Here is a 15,706-nt window from a genome sequence, read left to right on the forward strand (position 1 = left end):
GCGCGATTCACCAGCGAGTGAGTCGCGCTTTCCGCCGTTCGACCGTGGGCACCCGACACCGGGTGCCCACGACGTGCTCTCCGACCGTCAGCCCGACGTCTGATTCCCGTTGTCCTCGGCCGACACCGTCATATAGACCTGGTACCGATCGGCGCGATACCAGGACTGCGCATGCTCCACACAGCGATCCCGCGAGTAGGACATGCGGTCGAAAGCCAGTAGCGGAGAACCGAGTTCGGTGCCGAGCCAGCCCGCGTGCCGCTCATCGGCGGCCACCGCGCGCACGCTCTGCTCGGCGCGGTCGATCGGGCAGTCGTACTCCTTGGCCAGCAGCGCGTACAGCGACTGGGTGAGGTCGTGCTCCAGCAGGCCGGGCAGCAGATCGGCGCGGTACCAGCCGTCGTCGATGGACATGGGCAGCCCGTCGGCCAACCGCAACCGCACCAGATGGAACGCCTTCGCGGTGGCGGTCAGCCCCAGTGCCGTGACGGAGGCGGGCGGCGGCGCCGCGTAATCGCTGTGCAGCACCACCGTGCTCGGGGTGCGGCCGAGGCGGCGCATATCGTCGCTGAACGAGGCCATGTGCAGCCGCGAGCGCGCCACCCGTTCGGCGACGAAGGTGCCCTTGCCGGGGATGCGGGTGATGACGCCCTCGGATTCGAGCTGGCTCAACACCTCTCGCACCGTCATCCGGCTCACGCGATAGTCGTCGCACAGCTGCCGCTCACTGGGCAGCATCTCGCCCGGGCGCAGCGTCGCGCACAGGGTGGTCAGCGCGGACCGCAGCTGGGCCTGTTTGGTTACGCGCCCGGCCACGTGGTCCCCGGGTGCGCCTGGTCCGCCGGGCTCATGCGCTCCTCTTACTTCTCGTTGCGGGCCTTGGGGAATCGCTTCTGCTTGGCGACCCAGCCCGCCATGCGCGCCCAGTGCCCCTTGGCCGGGGTCACCTTGGCGACGAGCTCACGCTCCCACTCCTGCGCCTCCGACAATCCGTTGACGGCCTCGACGAGCGCCTTGGCGGCGGCCATATCGGGCACCACGCGGTCACCGAGCACGCCCTCGTCACCTACCAGGGTGACACGGACGCCGATGCGCCCGAGCGGCTGCAACACCGCCGTGGCGGAGCCGCCGTTGTCGGCGACGAATCCCTTCACCGAATCGACGACGGACGGCGACAGTTTGACGGAAGCCGGGGCGGCGGTAGCGCTCATGCCGAGCAGTTTACCCATCGGTAAGACCGAGTTGATGTGCCACTGCCCACTGCACGGCCGCGCGGGTGTACAACTGGTAACCATGCGCGCCATCCAGGTTTCCGAGCACGGGGGTCCCGAGGTCCTGCGGTACGCGGAGGTGCCGGACCCGGTCATCGGGCCGAAACAGCTGCTGGTCGACACCGAGGCCATCGGGATCAACTTCATCGACACCTACATTCGCACCGGGCGGTATCCGCAGAACGTGCCGTACGTTCCGGGTGCGGAGGGCACCGGCGTGGTGGCGGCGGTGGGGGCCGAGGTCACCGAGTTCCAGGCCGGTGACCGCGTGGCGTGGGCGGCCGCCCCGGGCAGCTACGCCGAACGGGTCGCGGTGGACGAGGCGGTGGCGATTCCGGTGCCCGAGGGCATCGACGCGCCGGTCGCGGCCTCGGCGCTGTTGCAGGGCATGACGGCGCACTACCTGGTCGAGTCGATCTACAAGCCCGAACCGGGCGAGGCGGTGCTCGTGCACGCCGGGGCGGGCGGCGTCGGGCTGATCATCACCCAGCTGCTGGCCAAGCGCGGGGTGCGGGTCATCACCACCGTCTCCTCCGACGAGAAGGAGAAGCTCTCGCGCGAGGCCGGTGCCGCCGAGGTGCTGCGCTACGGCGACGAATTGGCCTCACGAGTACGGGAACTCACCGGCGGCGTGGGCGTGGCCGCGGTGTACGACGGGGTCGGCGCGAGCACGTTCGAGGCCAGTCTGGCCTCGCTGCGAGTGCGCGGCATGCTCGCGCTGTTCGGCGCGGCCAGCGGGCCGGTGCCACCGTTCGACCTACAACGCCTCAACGCGCTCGGCTCCCTGTTCGTCACCCGGCCGACGCTGGCCCACTACACCCGTGACCGGGCCGAACTGCTCTGGCGCGCCCGCGATGTCATGAACGCCATCGCCGACGGCTCGCTGCGCATCCGCGTCGGCGCGACCTATCCGCTGGCCGAGGCGGAGCAAGCCCACCGAGATCTGGAGGGGCGCAAGACAACCGGCTCCATCGTGCTGCTGCCGCGCTGAGGCGGAACCGAAAGGCGGCGCTGACGCCGACGCGACGGCGGCGCGGGAGCCGCCGCCGTCGCGTCGGCACACGACAGGGCGAGCGCTCCATGGTCACGAGCGCTCGGTCTCTCCGATCGCTCGATCCTTCCGTCGCTCGACAGCCCCGGCCGGTCAGTAGTCGCGGCCGGTGAGACCCCGGTAGACGAAACGGGTGACGCCCTCCACCGCCTGCTCGTCGGTGAGGTCGACCGTGCCGTCCTCCACCGCCTGGAGCAGCCCGGAGGCCACCAGGAACATCATGGTGAGGCTGGCGTCGGGGGTGCTGGGCAGGCGCAGGCCCGCGGCGGGGAAGCCGTCGAGGTGATCGAGCACGTCCTCGCGCTGTTCGGCGGAGAAGCGACCCATCATGCGGGCGAAGTCCTCGTTCACCAGGGCGGCCTGACTCACGGCCCGGAAGACCGGCCAATGCTCGCGCGCGGCGGTCCAGTAGCCCCGAATGTGGTAACGCACCGCCTCCGGGTCGGTGAAGTCCGGCTTGTGGTCCGGACTCTCCGCGCGTGAATCACCTTCGTCGGCAAGGTCTTTCAGCAAGGACTGGAGCAGTTCCTCCTTGCTGGCGAAGTGGTTGTAGAACGAGCCCGCCGCGCGTCCGGCCACCGCGGTGATGTCGGTGATCTTGGTGTTGAGATAGCCGCGCTCGGCGAAGAGTTTGCGGGCGGCGGCCTTGAGCGCCTGTTCGGTCTCGGCCGCCTTCTCCTGGCGTTTGCCACCCATTCGCACCACCTCCTTGACAGCGGAACGTACCAGGATTAATACTGAATTCACATTCAGTGAATCTCAGTTCATTATACGGAGTCAGCATGTCAGCACAGGTATTGATCGCCGGAGCCGGTCCGACCGGCCTCACCCTCGCCATCGACCTGGCCCGGCGCGGCATCGCCGTGCGGGTGGTCGAGCAGGCCGAACGGTTCTTCGCCGGTTCCCGTGGCGACGGCATCCAGCCGCGCACCCTCGAGGTGTTCGACGACCTCGGCGTCCTGGACGCCGTCCTCGCCGCCGGGATGCCGCAGCCGCTCGTGCGCGCCTATTTCGGCGGGGAGTTGGTGGCAGAGCGGCGGATGAGCGAGTGGCGGGAGCCGAGTTCCGCTGTGCCCTACCCGAATCCGTGGGTGCTCGGGCAGTCCGATACCGAGGGCATCCTGCGGGACCGGCTGGCGCGGCTCGGGGTGACGGTCGAACCGTCCACGGCGCTGGTCGAATTCACCCAGGACGGAGACGGCGTGACCGCCACGCTGTCGACCCCGGCCGGGACCGAAACCGTGCGGGTGGACTATCTGGCCGGCGCGGACGGCGGACGCAGCACGGTACGCAAGCGACTCGGCATCCCCTTCGAGGGCAGCACCGACGAATCGGTTCGCATGCTGCTCGGCGACGTGCGCGCCGATGCCCTCGACCACGACTTCGGCTACTGGTTCGCCGAGGCGGACGCGCCCATGGACGGAATCGTGCTGTCCCCCTTGCCCGGTGGGCGGCACTTCCAGTTCGGGACTCGGCTGCACGGTGACACCGCACCGAGCCTGGAGATCTTGCAGGGCTACGTCGACCGACTCGCCCACCGGCCCGAGGTGGTGCTGAGCGACCTCGCCTGGTCGACGGTGTGGCGGCCGAATATCCGTCTCGCCCAGCGGTTCCGGGAGGGACGGGTGTTCCTCGCGGGCGATGCCGCCCACGTGCACCCGCCGACCGGTGGGCAGGGGTTGAACACCGGCGTCCAGGACGCCTACAACCTGGGCTGGAAGCTCGCGGCGGCGCTGCGCGGTCCGGGTGCCGAGGCGGAGGCGTTGCTGGACAGCTACCAGACCGAGCGGCGCGCGGTGGCGGCGCGGGTGCTGGGGGTGAGCACCGAACTGCTCGACAAGACCATGGACGGGGCCGCGGACGCCATGAACCGCGGCGAGGAAACCCATCAGCTCGATATCTCCTATCGAGACCTGATGGCGCACAACTCGACCGATCGCGCACTGCGGGCGGGCGATCGCGCGCCCGACGCTCGGCTGGTGGACGCGGCGCGGCAACGGGTTCGGCTGTTCGAACTCTTCCGCGGTCCGCACTCGACGCTGCTGCTGTTCGGCGCGGACCGGGCTCCGGCCGCCGAGGCGGGGGTGCGGGTCGTGCCCATCGTGCGCGAGCACGGGGTCGGCGACGCGCTCGGCGATCCCGACGGGGCCGCGTTCCGCGCGTACGATGCCGTGGATGGGACGCGGGTGCTCGTCCGTCCGGACGGGTATGTCGCCGAACGCGTGGGGTGAACGCTGCGCGCACGCCTCGGCGACCGTGCCCTCGACCGACCGGTTCGTCCGAGATGCCGCCTCGGCCACTCCCTTCCGCGGCCACCTCCCGAGCCGGACATACCGGGCGGTTCGCCCGTGATCACCTCCCGCGGGCGACAAGGCCGTCGACATGCTGGATGATCTTGCTGCCGCACAAGACGATTCGCCGCGACCATTCGGACGAGCCCGTATGGTGGGTCACGGCGACCGTGGGTGCGGCCGACACGGGATGAGGCATCGGTCAGAGGTGAGTCTGCATTGTTGGTGAAGGTCCGGAACGACGACCCGTCGCGCCTTTCGAGCACCGAACGGACCGTCGTCAACTGGCTCAAATCGTGGAGCGGGCCGCATGCCGTACCCGGGATCGCGGTGGTGCAGTGCCAGGACGCCGACGTGGTGGTATGGACGCCGCAGACCTGTGTGGTGATCGCGGTGCACGGGTTCACCGAACGCGTGAACGGCACCCTGCACTGCGCCGAGGACGAACCGTGGACGGTGGACGAGAATCCCGCACCGGTCGACGGTGACGGCAATCCCCTGGAACGGGTGCGACGGCAGACCACCGAACTGGCGCGCCAGCTGCGCGCCGCCCCCGGGCGCGAACACGTGCCGGTGAGCGGGCTGGTGCTGCTGGTGCCCCAGCTGGGCAGCCGCCTGAAACTGACCAAGGGCGCCATGCCGCCCGGTATCGACGTACTGCTCGGTGACGGCCCGTCCTCGCTGCGCGCCTACTTCACCGGCCTGGCCGACGGCGCGGACCCGGCCTGGGATGCCGCCCAGGTCGGGCAGGCCCTGGGCGCGCTCGGTTTCGCCGCCGCGGCCACCCACTCGGACCTGGTCCTCGAGGGCTTCGATCCCCCGGCCGCCAACCGCACCCCGCCACCACCCAACTCGGTACCCGCCCGCTCCGTGCCATCCGTGCCCGTCGCCGCGCCCGAACCCCCGGAGCCACCACACGGCGAAGGCACCACGACCGGAGTCGTACCCGGCCCGGCGGCCGTACCGGTGCGCAACCCCGTCCCCGGCACCGCAGCGGGCGGACAGCAACCCGCCCCCGGCACCACGCCGGGCAGACAGCAACCTGTCCCCGGTACCACGCCGGGCGGACAACACCCCATCCCCGGCACCGCATCGAGCGGACAGCAGGGCTCGCGGCAGGACTCCGGCACCGTGGGCATGCCGGGAGGTCGCCCGGGGCCGCACGGCGCATCCAGTGCGACCGGCATGGCTCCGGAAGGACGCGGCGGCGCACAGCGCGAATCCGGCTCGGCGGGCGATGCGCCGGACAGTGAACGCGGTCGGGGGCATGCACCCGGCGCGGCAGGCACCACGCCGGCGGACCACGGGGACCCTCGACGCGAATCCGGCACCGCGAGGGAGGCCGCGGAAGGGCAGCAGGGTCCGCGCCGCGGATCCGGCTCCGGCAAGAAGGGGAAGATCGCGAGCGGTGCCGCCGCGGCGGCCGCCGCCGCCGGAGCGGCCGCCGCCGCGCTGCGCGGCTCGCGCGACCGGGGAAACGACGCGGACACGGCCGGTGCGGGACCACGGGGGTCGAGCACCGCCCCAGGCGATTCCACCGCGGGCGCGTCGAGTCCGGACGCGGGAGCCGAAACATACGGCCGGACGGGAACTTCCCAGCCACCCGGCCACACCGGAAGTGGCCCATACGGGTCCGGGGGCAGTCTGGGATCTTCCACCGAATCCTCCGCCTACGGGCGGTACGAGACAGCCGCCCACGGTGCCGAGTCCATGGGTGGACGATCGGCGGCGGGCGATCCCGGCCGATCCGGGCAGGGCCGCTCGGCCACCGGAGACCTGGATCGCGGCCCGGCAGGAACCACAGGCCACGAGCCCAGCGGATACCACCAATCCGGTGGCGCTGCACCAGGTTTCGATCAACCAGGCAAGGCCGCCCAAGGCTTCGACCACCCCGGCGGCACCACCTCGGGCTCCGGCCACGCCGGTGGTACCGCCGCGGGCTCCGGCTACCCCGGCGGTACCGCTGCGGGCTCCGGCCAACCCGGTACCGCCTCTGGCTCCGGCCACCCCGGCGGCACCGCTGCGGGTTCCGGCCAAGCCGGTGGTGGCGCGTCAGGGTCGGGCCGATCCGGCACCGCACCGATGGGTGCGGCGGGGGCGCTGCTGACCGGTGCGGCGGGTGCCGCCGCCGCGGGCCGGGGCCGAGCGGGACAGACGTCGAGCCCTGGCGGGCAACCGCCGCCGGGCAGCCCGATGCCGGTGGGCGCGCAGGGCGCGCGTTCCGGGGAGCCCGGTCGCACACCCTCCGGTCCCCCGCCCTCGGGCCAGGGCTTCCCGCTGTGGGAGACCTCGCAGCCCACGGCATCGCGCCGACGCCGACGAGACCTCCCCACGGTGGCCGCCCTGGTCCTGGTCTTCCTGATCCTGTCCGTGGCCGTCATGTGCACGGGCAGCATCGGCAGCAGCACCGGCGAGGACCGCACCCCCGAACGGACGACCACGGTCCGCACCACCACCCCGACCAGCACCGATCCGACCATCCCGGCGACCACCGTCGGACCGGCCTGCTTCCCGTTCCAGCCCGGCTGCTGACAGCGCGACCGCGCTGTCAGCCCATATGCACCACGGCGGCCGTGACGCGGCGGACCAGTGGTAGCACCAGCAGCAGCGTAGGGAAGGCGATCAACCACGACACGCCCCAGGCGCGCAGCCAGATGCCGAGGAAACCGGCGTCGAAGCCGCGGCCGTTCACGGTGCTGATGAACGACACCACCAGCGTCATCAGGATCGACAGCAGAAGCGGCAAGACGAGCGACGCGTAGCGTGCGGGGAGTTTGCGGGATGTGGTGTGCGATGCCGAAGAATTCATCATGTCCTCCGAAAGCGTAGGAATACCAATAGCGGTCGCTCCGCATGGGACGGAGCGGGTGCGTTGATTGGCGTTAACGCTTACGGCGATGAGGATCGCGTCGTGATAGTAGAACAGGGCGCGGCGGCGGGGCAATTCCGACCGGGAACGAGACGAGCCCGCCGCTCGCGCGACGGGCTCGGGACGTTCGGAATCCGGCTCAGCCGAACAGGGTCTCACCGAGGGTGGTCCACCCCAGTACCGAGTCCACCGCCAGCCCGCAGAACACCACGGCCAGATAGTTGTTGGACTGCAGGAACAGTCGCAGCGGTTTGACCGATTCCCCGCGCCGCACACCGGAATACAGCTGATGCGCCATGAGCAGGAACCACGCGCCCGCCACCAGCGCGGTCGCGGCGTAGATCACACCGGCGGCGGGCGCCAGCGCGAAGGTGGCCAGCACCGTGAGCCAGGTGTAGACGACGATCTGCTTGGTGACCGCCTGCTCGGTGGCCACCACCGGCAGCATCGGCACCCCGGCCGCCCGGTAGTCCTCCTTGTAGCGCATGGCCAGCGCCCAGGTGTGCGGCGGCGTCCAGAAGAAGATCACCGCGAACAGCACGATGGCGGGCCAGCCGACATTGCCGGTGACCGCCGACCAGCCGACCAGGGCGGGCATGCACCCGGCCGCGCCGCCCCACACCACGTTCTGCGAGGTGCGGCGCTTGAGGCCGAGGGTGTAGACGAAGACGTAGAACAGGATCGTCGCCACCACCAGCGCGCCGCTGAGCAGGTTCGCCTGCCACCACAACCAGGCGAAGGACGCCAGCCCCAGCGTGATGCCGAAGATCGCGGCATTGCGGGTGGGTACCGCCTCGCGCGCCAGTGGCCGCTTGGAGGTCCGCTTCATCACCTTGTCGATATCGGCGTCGGCGACGCAGTTCAGCGTGTTCGCGCTCGCCGCACCCATCCAGCCACCGAACAGCGTGGCCAGAATGAGGCGGATGTCGACGTGACCGCGGTCGGCCAGCAGCATGGTGGGAATGGTGGCGACGAGCAGCAGCTCGATCACGCGCGGCTTGGTCAGCGCGATATAGGCGAGTACACGCCGCGCCGCCGCCGACAGCGGGCCACTGCCCGTCACGCGGTCGGCCAGCACCGTGCCGGAGGAGCCGTGCGCCCCACCCGGTTGTTGCCCAATCCGCACTGTTTCTCCTCGCACAACGTGCATGTTGATCCGGTCGTGGAACTAGCAGCGCGCTCGAACATCGACGACGACTGGAGCCCAGTGCGGCGCGGCCACTACTACACAGCATGGTAGACCGTGGGCGACAGCACTCTCGCCCAGGTATGGGCGTGGGTTGCCCGAGACCGCATCGCGACTCGGGTTCCGAGCGGTCACGAACGGGTCCGCGCGAAGCAACGAACATACGACACGGCGGCCGGTGAACGCGGGTTCTTGTACGGCGCCGAAACGGTCACCCTTAGGGTGGTGGGTGTCGGTGCGGAGCTTCGCACCGCAGCACCCCGCAGCGAACCCACAACCGCATCGTTGACGAAAAGGTCAGGAGAACCTCGGTCGTGTCAGTCACAGACGACATCCGCGCCCTCACCCAGCCCCGCCACCCCGCCGACTGGACCGACGTCGACACCAGGGCCGTCGACACCGCCCGGGTCCTCGCCGCCGACGCGGTGCAGAACGCGGGCAACGGCCACCCCGGCACCGCGATGAGCCTCGCCCCGCTGGCGTACACGCTGTTCCAGCGTGTGATGCGGCACGATCCGAGCGATCCGAAGTGGGTGGGGCGCGACCGTTTCGTCCTGTCCTGCGGACACTCCAGCCTGACCCTCTACATCCAGCTGTACCTGGCCGGTTTCGGCCTGGAGCTGGACGATCTGGTCAACCTGCGCAAGTGGGGTTCGCTCACCCCGGGCCACCCGGAGTACCGGCACACCGACGGTGTCGAGATCACCACCGGCCCGCTCGGCCAGGGCCTGGCCTCCGCGGTGGGCATGGCGATGGCGGCCCGACGCGAGCGCGGCCTGTTCGATCCGTCCGCCGCGCAGGGTGAGAGCGCGTTCGACCACTACATCTACGTGGTGGCCTCGGACGGCGACATGGAAGAGGGCGTCACCTCCGAGGCGTCCTCGCTCGCCGGCACCCAGCAGCTGGGCAACCTCGTCGTCTTCTACGACGACAACCGCATCTCCATCGAGGACGACACCCGGATCGCCTTCACCGAGGATGTCGCCGCGCGCTACCGCGCCTACGGCTGGGACGTGCAGGTGGTCGAGGGCGGCGAGGATGTGGTCGCCCTCGAGGCGGCGGTGGCGCACGCCCAGAGCGTGACCGACAAGCCGTCGATCATCCTGCTGCGCACCATCATCGGCTACCCGGCCCCCAACAAGATGAACACCGGCGCTTCGCACGGCGCGGCGCTGGGCGCGGACGAGGTCGCGGCCACCAAGAAGGTGCTCGGCTTCGATCCGGACAAGACCTTCGACGTCGACGCCGCCGTGATCGCGCACACCCGCGGCAATGCCGCCGACCGCGCCAAGAAGGCCAAGGCCGCCTGGCAGGAGCGGTTCGACGCCTGGGCCGCCGCCAACCCCGAGAACAAGGAGCTGTTCGACCGGCTCCAGGAGCGTCGCCTGCCCGCGGGCTGGACCGACGTGCTGCCGGTGCACGCGCCCGATCCGAGCGGTATGGCCACTCGCAAGGCGTCCGGCAAGGTCCTCGCGGCGCTCGCGCCGGTGCTGCCGGAGCTGTGGGGCGGTTCGGCCGACCTCGCCGAATCCAACAACACGACGATGCCGGATGTGCCGTCCTTCGGCCCGGAGTCCATCTCCACCGGGATGTGGAAGGCCGATCCGTACGGCCGCACCCTGCACTTCGGGGTGCGCGAGCACGCTATGGGCTCGATCCTGAACGGCATCGCGTTGCACGGACCGACCCGCCCGTACGGCGGCACCTTCCTGGTGTTCTCCGACTACATGCGGCCCGCCGTGCGCCTGGGCGCGCTCATGCGCACCCCGGTCACCTACGTGTGGACCCACGACTCCATCGGCCTCGGCGAGGACGGCCCCACCCACCAGCCGATCGAGCACCTGGCCGCGCTGCGCGCCATTCCGGGCCTGAACGTGGTGCGCCCGGGTGACGCCAACGAGACCACCTACGCCTGGCGCACCATCCTGGAACGCGACTCCGCCGAGCGGGATTCGCACTTCCTGGTGTCCGAGCCCGCGCACCAGGACGGCCCGTCCGCGCTGGCGCTCACCCGCCAGAACCTGCCGGTCCTGGAGGGCACCTCCTACGAGGGCGTCGCCAAGGGCGGTTACATCCTGGCCGAATCCTCCACCGGTACACCGCAGGTGATCCTCATCGCCACCGGTTCGGAGCTGCACCTCGCGGTCGAGGCGCGCACTACGCTGGAGGCGCAGGGCATCGGCACCCGCGTGGTGTCCATGCCGTGCGTGGAGTGGTTCGACGCGCAGGATCAGGCGTACCGGGACTCCGTGCTGCCGCCCTCGGTGCGCGCGCGGGTGGTCGTGGAGGCCGGGATCGCGATGCCGTGGTACCGCTTCGTCGGCGAGGCCGGGGAGATCGTCTCCATCGAGCACTTCGGCGCGTCGGCCGACTACAAGACACTGTTCCGCGAGTTCGGCATCACACCCGAGGCCGTAGTCGCGGCCGCAACCCGTTCCCTCGACACGGTGAAGGGATAGCCACCATGACTCAGAACCCGAACACCGCGGCGCTGTATGCCGCGGGTGTCTCGGTGTGGCTCGACGATCTGTCGCGCGACCGCATCCAGTCCGGCAATCTCGCCGAGCTGATCGCGACCCGCAGCGTCGTCGGCGTCACCACCAACCCGACCATCTTCCAGGGCGCGCTCAGCAAGGGCCACTCCTACGACGCCCAGGTGCGCGAGCTCGCCGCCCAGCGCGCGGACGCCGATCAGGCCGTGCGCGTCATCACCACCGACGACGTGCGCGCCGCCTGCGATGTGCTCGCCGATGTGTACGAGCAGACCGGCGGACTCGACGGCCGCGTCTCCATCGAGGTCGACCCGCGGCTGGCCTTCGACACCGACGGCACCGTGGCGCAGGCCGTGGAGCTGTGGAAGATCGTGGACCGGCCCAATCTGTTCATCAAGATTCCGGCCACCGAAGCGGGGCTGCCCGCCATCACCCGGGTGATCGGCGAGGGCATCAGCGTGAACGTCACCCTCATCTTCTCGGTGGCGCGCTACAAGTCCGTCATGGGCGCGTACCTCGACGGTCTGCGCAATGCCCAGGTGCAGGGCCGGGATCTGGCCAAGATCCAGTCGGTCGCGTCGTTCTTCGTCTCCCGCGTGGACACCGAGATCGACAAGCGGCTGGAGGCCATCGGCACCCCGGAGGCCCTCGCCCTGCGCGGCAAGGCGGGAATCGCCAACGCGCGCTTGGCCTATGCCGCCTACCAGGACGTGTTCGACGGCGGTAAGCACACCTCGACCTACAACCATCTGGCCTCGGCGGGCGCGAACAAGCAGCGCGCGCTGTGGGCGTCGACCGGGGTGAAGAACCCGGAATACTCCGACACCATGTACGTCACCGAACTGGTGGCCCCGAACACGGTGAACACGTTGCCGGAGAAGACCCTCGAGGCCGTGGCCGACCACGCGGAGATCCGGGGCGACACCGTCTCCGGCACCGCCGCCGACGCGGCGCAGGTCTTCGACGAGCTCGCGGCCGTGGGCATCGATCTCGACGACGTGTTCCGGGTGCTGGAGACCGAGGGCGTGGACAAATTCGTCACCTCCTGGAACGAATTGCTCACGGCCACCACGGAACAATTGACGGCGGCCGGGGGCAACTGACCGTGACCGGCGCGCCGACGACGGTCACGACGGGGAATCCGCTCCGCGACGAGCGGGACAGCCGGGTTCCCCGGATCGCTGGACCGTGCAGCATGGTGATCTTCGGGGTGACCGGTGACCTGTCGCGGCGCAAGTTGCTGCCGGCCATCTACGACCTGGCGAACCGGGGGCTGCTGCCGCCCGGTTTCGCCCTGGTCGGGTTCGCCCGACGGGATATGAGCGACGACGAGTTCGCCGATCTGGTCCACGAGTCGATCAAATCCTCCGCCCGCACCACCTTCCGGGAGGAAGTGTGGCAACAGCTGCGCGAGGGATTGCGTTTCGTCCAGGGCACTTTCGAGGACGACGGGGCCTTCCACCGGATGGCCACCACCCTCAAGGATCTCGACCGCGATCGCGGCACCGGCGGCAATCACGCCTTCTACCTCGCGATTCCGCCGACCGAGTTCCCCGTCGTGCTGGATCAGCTGTCGAAGAACGGGCTGGCCCAACCGGCCCCGGGTGCGGGCGATCCCGCGCCGTGGCGACGAGTGGTGATCGAGAAGCCGTTCGGACACGACCTGGACAGCGCACAGGATCTCAATGCCCTGGTGAATCGGGTGTTCCCGGAGCAGACGGTCTTCCGCATCGACCACTACCTCGGCAAGGAGACGGTGCAGAACATCCTGGCGCTGCGCTTCGCGAACCAGCTGTTCGATCCGATCTGGAACGCCAACTACGTCGACCATGTGCAGATCACCATGGCCGAGGACATCGGATTGGGCGGGCGCGCCGGGTATTACGACGGTATCGGGGCGGCACGCGACGTCATCCAGAACCATCTGTTGCAACTGCTGGCGCTCACCGCCATGGAGGAACCGGTGAGCTTCCAGCCCAAGCAGCTGCAGATCGAGAAGATCAAGGTGCTCTCGGCGACCAAACTCGTCGAACCCCTGGACGAGACGACCGCGCGCGGGCAGTACACGGCGGGCTGGCAGGGCAGTGAGCCCGTGGCCGGACTGCTGCAGGAGGAGGGCTTCGACCCCGACTCCACCACCGAGACCTACGCCGCCATCACCCTCGCCGTGGAGACGCGCCGCTGGGCCGGTGTGCCGTTCTATCTGCGCACCGGAAAACGCCTGGGCCGCAGGGTGACCGAGATCGCCGTGGTGTTCAAACGGGCTCCGCACCTGCCCTTCGACCAGACCATGACCGAGGAGCTCGGCCAGAACGCGCTGGTCATCCGGGTGCAGCCGGATGAGGGCATCACCATGCGGTTCGGGTCCAAGGTGCCCGGCTCCAGCATGGAGGTCCGGGACGTGAACATGGACTTCTCCTACGGCGAGGCGTTCACCGAGGACTCCCCCGAGGCGTACGAGCGGCTCATCCTCGACGTGCTGCTCGGGGTGCCGTCGCTGTTCCCGGTCAACGAGGAGGTCGAATTGTCCTGGCGCATCCTCGATCCCGTCCTCGAACGCTGGGCGGCCGACGGGCGACCCGAACCGTACGAGGCGGGCACCTGGGGTCCGGAATCAGCCGACGAGATGCTCGCGCGCAGCGGGCGGGAATGGCGGCGGCCGTGATCATCGACATGCCGGATACGGATACCCGCGAGGTATCCAAGCGCCTCATCTCGCTGCGCGAGGCCAATGGCGTGATCACCGTGGGCCGGGTGCTCACCCTGGTGGTGTGCACCCTGGACAGCTCCGAGGCCGAGGACGCCATCGAGGCCGCCAACGACGCCAGCCGCGAACATCCCTGCCGCGTCATCGTGCTGGCGCGCGGGGATCGCACCGCGGCGACCCGGCTGGACGCGCAGATCCGGGTCGGCGGTGACGCGGGCGCGGCCGAGGTGATAGTGCTGCGGTTGCAGGGCGATCTGGTCTCCCACGAGGCCAGCGTGGTCACCCCGTTCCTGCTGCCGGACACCCCGGTGGTGGCGTGGTGGCCGCGCGGCGCACCGGAGTTCCCGTCCAAGGACGCGGTGGGCCGCCTGGCGACCCGCCGCATCACCGACGCCACCTTCGCGCCGGATCCACAGGCCACGATCAAAAAGCGGCGCAACGCCTACGCGCCCGGCGATACCGATCTGGCGTGGAGCCGGGTCACCTACTGGCGGGCGCTGCTGGCCGCCGCGCTCGACGAGGCCCCATTCGAACCCGTGGAGTCCGTGACCGTGTCGGGTCTGCGTGACGAACCGGCCCTGGACATGCTGGCGGGCTGGTTGGCCGCGCGGCTGTCCTGCCCGGTGCTGCGCCGGTCCGGTGATCTGAAGGTCGAGATCCGCAGGCCCACGGTGTCGATCGCGATCTCGCGACCGCAGGAGGGTCGGACCGCGACCCTGGCCCGCACCGGGGAGCCGTCGCAGCGCTTCGCACTGGCGCGCCGGGAGACCCGGGACTGTCTGGCGGAGGAGCTGCGGCATCTGGAAGCCGACGACATCTACGCCGAAGCCCTCACCGGCATCGAAAGGGTGACCTATGAGTAAGCCCGCCGTCGAAACCTTCACCGGCACCGAGGATCTGGTCGAGGCCGCCGCCGCGCGGTTCGTCGCCCAGGTGGTCGAGGCCCAGCGGCTGCGCGGGTCGGCATCGGTGGTGCTGACCGGCGGCGGCACCGGCATCGGCCTGCTCGAGGTGGTGCGGCGGGCCCCCGGGGAGATCGACTGGTCGCGCATCGACATCTTCTGGGGTGATGAACGATTCCTGCCCGCCGACGATCCGGAACGCAATGATCTGCAAGCCCGGCGGGCGCTGCTGGACCATGTTCCGGTGGACCCCTCCCGCGTGTACCCGGTGGCCACATCCGACAGCGAGTACCCGGACCCGCTCGAGGCGGCGGCGGCGTACCTGCGCACCGTGCGCAGCCATCTCGGCGACAACGGCTTCTTCGACCTGCACCTGCTCGGCATGGGCGGCGAGGGCCATGTCAATTCCCTGTTCCCGCATACCGATGCGGTTCGCGAAGAACACGAACTCGTCGTGGCGGTGACGGATTCGCCGAAGCCGCCGCCGGTGCGGGTGACGCTGACGCTGCCCGCCGTGCGGCAGTCCCGCCACGTGGTGCTGGTGGTCTCCGGCGAGGCCAAGGCCGCCGCGGTGGCCGCCGCCCTCAATGGCGCGTCACCCCTGGACGTCCCGTCCGCCGGTGCGGTCGGAGCGGAGTCCACCACCTGGCTGCTCGACGAGTCGGCCGCCGCCGACCTGCCGCGCTGATCGCATCCGGCTGATCCAGGGCGGTGCGGGTTGCCGCCCACTCTTGCCCGGACCACTCTGCGGGCGTTGGCATTCCACTCGGCGGGCGATCGGCGGACGGCGATGCCGTTGGCGGTGTCGATCGGGGCCGTGAATGTCGCTAGGGGTCTCGCCACACATGCCCTACGTTCACGCCTGCCCTACCGTCGCGCCTGCCGTGCCGCTGCACCAGGTGGGTCGCCGCATCGGGCGAGGGCCGCTTACGCCCAA

General features: G+C 70.1%; 13 protein-coding genes. 8 read left to right on the forward strand and 5 right to left on the reverse strand.

All coding sequences use genetic code 11. The features are described from left to right. Positions 1 to 87: 87 nt before the first annotated feature. Both QJS31_RS02920 and QJS31_RS02925 read right to left on the reverse strand, forming a co-directional pair. Complete coding sequence (locus QJS31_RS02920; protein ID WP_282786447.1) at positions 88 to 816, reverse strand: GntR family transcriptional regulator; 729 nt, start codon at positions 814 to 816, stop codon at positions 88 to 90. Between the two features lie 44 nt (positions 817 to 860). Beyond that, positions 861 to 1,211 (reverse strand): hypothetical protein, encoded by a 351-nt coding sequence (locus QJS31_RS02925; RefSeq protein WP_039815106.1) that lies wholly within the window; start codon positions 1,209 to 1,211, stop codon positions 861 to 863. Between the two features lie 82 nt (positions 1,212 to 1,293). Here QJS31_RS02925 and QJS31_RS02930 point away from each other — a divergent pair, with 82 nt between their 5' ends. After that, entirely contained in the window at positions 1,294 to 2,262 is a 969-nt protein-coding gene (locus QJS31_RS02930) for a quinone oxidoreductase (protein WP_282786444.1), read from the forward strand. 153 nt (positions 2,263 to 2,415) lie between these two features. Here QJS31_RS02930 and QJS31_RS02935 read toward each other — a convergent pair whose 3' ends face one another. Next, the gene (locus tag QJS31_RS02935; RefSeq protein ID WP_282786140.1) at positions 2,416 to 3,018 is read right to left on the reverse strand and encodes a TetR/AcrR family transcriptional regulator; all 603 of its coding nucleotides are present in this window, start codon (positions 3,016 to 3,018) and stop codon (positions 2,416 to 2,418) included. A gap of 86 nt (positions 3,019 to 3,104) precedes the next feature. Between QJS31_RS02935 and QJS31_RS02940 the strand changes: the two genes are divergently transcribed. After that, positions 3,105 to 4,553: an FAD-dependent monooxygenase gene (locus tag QJS31_RS02940; RefSeq protein ID WP_306355878.1), complete on the forward strand. Its 1,449-nt coding sequence runs from the start codon at positions 3,105 to 3,107 to the stop codon at positions 4,551 to 4,553. A 285-nt stretch (positions 4,554 to 4,838) separates the two neighbouring features. Further along, entirely contained in the window at positions 4,839 to 7,145 is a 2,307-nt protein-coding gene (locus QJS31_RS02945) for an NERD domain-containing protein (protein ID WP_306355912.1), read from the forward strand. A 16-nt stretch (positions 7,146 to 7,161) separates the two neighbouring features. Here QJS31_RS02945 and QJS31_RS02950 read toward each other — a convergent pair whose 3' ends face one another. Together QJS31_RS02950 and QJS31_RS02955 are read right to left on the reverse strand one after the other, a co-directional pair. After that, positions 7,162 to 7,425: a DUF2798 domain-containing protein gene (locus tag QJS31_RS02950; protein WP_043599029.1), complete on the reverse strand. Its 264-nt coding sequence runs from the start codon at positions 7,423 to 7,425 to the stop codon at positions 7,162 to 7,164. Between the two features lie 196 nt (positions 7,426 to 7,621). After that, positions 7,622 to 8,560 (reverse strand): heme o synthase, encoded by a 939-nt coding sequence (locus QJS31_RS02955; RefSeq protein WP_372341740.1) that lies wholly within the window; start codon positions 8,558 to 8,560, stop codon positions 7,622 to 7,624. Positions 8,561 to 8,982: 422 nt separating this feature from the next. Here QJS31_RS02955 and tkt point away from each other — a divergent pair, with 422 nt between their 5' ends. Genes tkt through pgl form a run of 5 tightly spaced genes read left to right on the forward strand, consistent with a single transcriptional unit; the run spans position 8,983 to position 15,457 of the window. After that, positions 8,983 to 11,127: a transketolase gene (tkt, locus tag QJS31_RS02960; RefSeq protein WP_282780255.1), complete on the forward strand. Its 2,145-nt coding sequence runs from the start codon at positions 8,983 to 8,985 to the stop codon at positions 11,125 to 11,127. A 5-nt stretch (positions 11,128 to 11,132) separates the two neighbouring features. Beyond that, positions 11,133 to 12,263, forward strand: a complete 1,131-nt coding sequence (gene tal / locus QJS31_RS02965) for a transaldolase (protein WP_282780257.1) — start codon at positions 11,133 to 11,135, stop codon at positions 12,261 to 12,263. Between the two features lie 2 nt (positions 12,264 to 12,265). Further along, entirely contained in the window at positions 12,266 to 13,825 is a 1,560-nt protein-coding gene (gene zwf / locus QJS31_RS02970; protein WP_282780259.1) for a glucose-6-phosphate dehydrogenase, read from the forward strand. Continuing rightward, entirely contained in the window at positions 13,822 to 14,730 is a 909-nt protein-coding gene (opcA, locus tag QJS31_RS02975; protein ID WP_282780261.1) for a glucose-6-phosphate dehydrogenase assembly protein OpcA, read from the forward strand. Before zwf ends, opcA begins: the two co-directional genes overlap by 4 nt. Beyond that, positions 14,723 to 15,457 carry a 6-phosphogluconolactonase gene (pgl, locus tag QJS31_RS02980; protein WP_282780263.1) on the forward strand — a complete coding sequence of 245 codons (735 nt, stop codon included), beginning with the start codon at positions 14,723 to 14,725 and terminating at the stop codon, positions 15,455 to 15,457. Before opcA ends, pgl begins: the two co-directional genes overlap by 8 nt. Positions 15,458 to 15,706 lie beyond the last annotated feature (249 nt).

Origin of the sequence: Nocardia sp. CC213A, assembly GCF_030766805.1 — a bacterium.
GTDB classification, from domain to species: Bacteria; Actinomycetota; Actinomycetes; order Mycobacteriales; family Mycobacteriaceae; genus Nocardia; species Nocardia otitidiscaviarum.

Coding starts and splice junctions, on each gene's coding strand:
- QJS31_RS02935 (WP_282786140.1), bottom strand. CDS start 3,018: ATGGGTGGCAAACGCCAGGAGAAGGCGGCCGAGACCGAACAGGCGCTC.
- QJS31_RS02925 (WP_039815106.1), bottom strand. CDS start 1,211: ATGAGCGCTACCGCCGCCCCGGCTTCCGTCAAACTGTCGCCGTCCGTC.
- QJS31_RS02940 (WP_306355878.1), top strand. CDS start 3,105: ATGTCAGCACAGGTATTGATCGCCGGAGCCGGTCCGACCGGCCTCACC.
- pgl (WP_282780263.1), top strand. CDS start 14,723: ATGAGTAAGCCCGCCGTCGAAACCTTCACCGGCACCGAGGATCTGGTC.
- QJS31_RS02930 (WP_282786444.1), top strand. CDS start 1,294: ATGCGCGCCATCCAGGTTTCCGAGCACGGGGGTCCCGAGGTCCTGCGG.
- tal (WP_282780257.1), top strand. CDS start 11,133: ATGACTCAGAACCCGAACACCGCGGCGCTGTATGCCGCGGGTGTCTCG.
- QJS31_RS02950 (WP_043599029.1), bottom strand. CDS start 7,425: ATGATGAATTCTTCGGCATCGCACACCACATCCCGCAAACTCCCCGCA.